Raw genomic sequence first — 3,336 nt, forward strand, 5'->3', positions numbered from 1 at the left:
GAAACTCGTCGCGCACTTGTGTTGCCTCAGTGCGTGCACCAGGGTCGGGCGTGTGCGCGCGCGCGGCGGGGTCTCCGGACCGCGCGCGCGCGTGCGCGGGTGTGTGTGGGTGCTGGCACGCGCGGTTCCGCGGCGGCGGGCCGCGCGGCGGCCGCGCGGGGCGGCGCCTTGTGGGCGGGTCGGCGACGAATGGCGGCCGATGTGACGTGCGCGCGCCTTGCCCCTCGCCTCGCTCCCCCCGCGTGCAGGTGTAGAGCGCGTGACCAGCCATGGGCAAGGAGAAGAAGCACATCAACCTCGTCGGTGCGTGCGCGGACCCGGGCGGCGAGCGGGAGGACACGCGCGGACCTCGGGGCGTGTGCGCGCGCAATCGGGTGGTGGGAAAGCGCGCCCGCCGCGTGGCGCGCGTTGCGCGGCCCGAGCGTGTCCCGCCGGCGGCCCCGCGCGCGCGGCACCCCCCGCCCTCGCATGAGGGACGGGAGGGACGAAGGCGGCGGGGGTCGGCGGGCGCGGGTCGGCGCGCGGGGGACGCGCCCGGGCCTTCGCGCGCGATTGGATGGCTGGAATCGTCTCGCCCCCTTCCTCTCCGTCTCGCGCGCATCTCCAACGCCTCTCCGCCCTCCTCCCCCCTTTCTCCCCTCTCTGTCCGCAGTCATCGGCCACGTCGACTCTGGCAAGTCGACGACGACCGGCCACCTGATCTACAAGCTCGGTGGCATCGACAAGCGGACCATCGAGAAGTTCGAGAAGGAGGCGGCCGAGATGGGCAAGTCGTCCTTCAAGTACGCCTGGGTGCTCGACAAGCTCAAGGCGGAGCGCGAGCGCGGTATCACGATCGACATCGCGCTGTGGAAGTTCGAGACGCCGTCGTACGAGTACACGGTCATCGACGCCCCGGGCCACCGTGACTTCATCAAGAACATGATCACGGGGACGTCGCAGGCCGACGTCGCCATGCTCGTCGTGCCCGCCGCGCGCGGTGAGTTCGAGGCCGGCATCTCGGCCGAGGGCCAGACCCGTGAGCACGCGCTGCTCGCCAACACCCTGGGTGTGGAGCAGATGTGCGTGTCCGTCAACAAGATGGACGCCACGGAGCCGCCCTTCTCCAAGGACCGCTTCATCGAGATCGTCAAGGAGGCGGCGCGCTTCCTCGAGAAGATCGGCTACAAGATGCCGTCCTACATCAAGGTCGAGGAGAAGGACACCAAGGTCGACGAGGGCGAGCTCCTCGGCAAGGGCCAGTTCAAGTACGAGGAGAAGGAGGGCAAGGACGGCAAGAAGAAGCAGATCAAGCACGTCCGCTTCGTCCCCATCTCTGGCTTCGCCGGCGACAACATGATCGAGAAGTCCGACAACCTCGGCTGGTGGAAGGGCCCGACCCTGATGGAGATCCTCGACACCATGATCGAGCCCAAGCGCCCGACGGAGAAGCCCCTCCGCCTGCCGCTCCAGGACGTCTACAAGATCGGCGGCATCGGCACCGTGCCCGTGGGCCGCGTCGAGACCGGCATCCTCAAGCCGGGCATCACCGCCTACTTCGGACCGGCCGGCGTGACCTCGGAAGTCAAGTCGATCGAGATGCACCACGAGTCCGTCCCGGAGGCCAAGCCCGGTGACAACGTCGGCTTCAACGTCAAGTCGCTCGCGGTCAAGGACCTCAAGCGCGGCTTCGTCGCCTCGGACATCAAGAACGACCCGGCGTACGGCTGCGACACCTTCGAGGCCCAGGTCATCGTCATGAACCACAAGAACATCTCCAACGGCTACGCCCCGGTGCTCGACTGCCACACCTCCCACACCGCCTGCAAGTTCGAGACGATCCTCGAGAAGATCGACCGCCGCACCAACAAGGCCGCGGAGAAGGAGCCCAAGGTCATCAAGACCGGTGACGGCGCCCGCGTCGTCATGCGCCCGCAGCGCCCGATGGTCGTCGAGACCTTCAACGAGTACCCGCCGCTCGGCCGCTTCGCCGTCCGCGACATGAAGAAGACGGTCGCCGTCGGCATCATCGAGAAGGTCACCAAGAAGGAGAAGTAAGTCGCGAACCACACCGAGACCCCGGAAGACGGGCGCGCGTCCGCCGAACGACGCCGCCGCGAACTCGCCGCGCCCCGAGGTGTCAAGGCGTCCCGGAGATGCCTGGGGGGGAGCGGGGGGCCGTGCCGCAAGGCGCGTCCCCGCCCCCCGCCACGCTCCGGGCGCCGATGGCTCGGGGCGGTGCCTGCTCCGCGGCGGATGGCGTGCGGGTCCAACGGACGCGCGCCCGAATGCCGGGCCACTCATCGTGGGGTGCCAAGGGGAGGGTTGCGTGTTGGGACCTCTCCGGCTCCTGCGCGCGTGGGGGCCGTTCCTTGCCAGAGGAGCGGCCCTCGTGTGTGCGTGGAGGCGGTCAGGACCCCCCTCGCCAGGCGCCAGCGATTCCTTTTTGTGCGACTCCCTCGAGCCACGACCCCAGTGAAGAGAGAGAATGAGGCACACAAAACCAAAAAGTATGAGTGGAGCAAGACCGCAAACGCACGCACACACACACACACACACCTCGGGTTCGTTCCTCCTCGCACTTCGCGGCCCCGGGTCGCAGTGGACCGACAGCAGAAATGGCGGCCGCCCTCGACGCCGCCCGCGAGAAGCTCCGCTCTCCGGACACTCTCACCCAACGGTGAGTGAGACCGGCCGACCGACCGACCGACGAGGAGGAGGACGAAGGAACTTCGCACGTCGTCGTCGTCGTCGTCGTCGTCGTTCTTTCTTTCTTCTTCAACTCGCTCTCTCGCTCGCACGCGCAACCCCGGCTCCAACTCCTTTCCCAGGGACGGCGCGGACGACGCATATGACGTCTGGTATGCGGCCGCGCGCGAGCACGCGCGCCAGACCCTCGAGGGCGGCGCGCCAAGGATGCGCGACCTCACCGTCGAGGTCCTTGACCTCCTCCTCCGCCACACGCAGCCCCTCCTCGCCGACCCGCGCGCCGACGAACACACCTGCAGGTACGCAGTCCACACTCCATTCGCTCTGGAACCGCACCCCTCCCGTCCCTCCCCCCGCATCGCACTCACACAACTCACCCTTTCCCCGACCCTTCCGCGACCTGGACCCTCGTCTCCCCCAGCACGCTCTGCCAGAACGCCGCCCGCATCCTGGAGCTCCTGCGCACCAAGCCCAAGTTCTCCCTCCTTCTCCTCCAAGAACCCGACCTCCTCCGACCCCTCGCCAACGCCGTCCTCGCCGGACCCGCCGCCATCGTCCGCGCCTCGCACCTCGCACTCGAGCGCCGCCGCGCCGCCCTCGGCCCCATCACCGCCCTCCTGAGCCTCTGCGACGCCCTACGGCGCACAC

Annotated in this window: 1 protein-coding gene; it reads left to right on the forward strand. The window is 68.6% G+C overall.

Annotation, left to right across the window (positions count from 1 at the left end; genetic code table 11):
* The first annotated feature begins 468 nt into the window (after positions 1 to 468).
* Complete coding sequence (locus tag ACV4UX_RS18000) at positions 469 to 2,037, forward strand: GTP-binding protein (protein ID WP_491594657.1); 1,569 nt, start codon at positions 469 to 471, stop codon at positions 2,035 to 2,037.
* The last annotated feature ends 1,299 nt before the right edge of the window (positions 2,038 to 3,336 follow it).

The organism is Fundidesulfovibrio sp. (assembly GCF_058402725.1).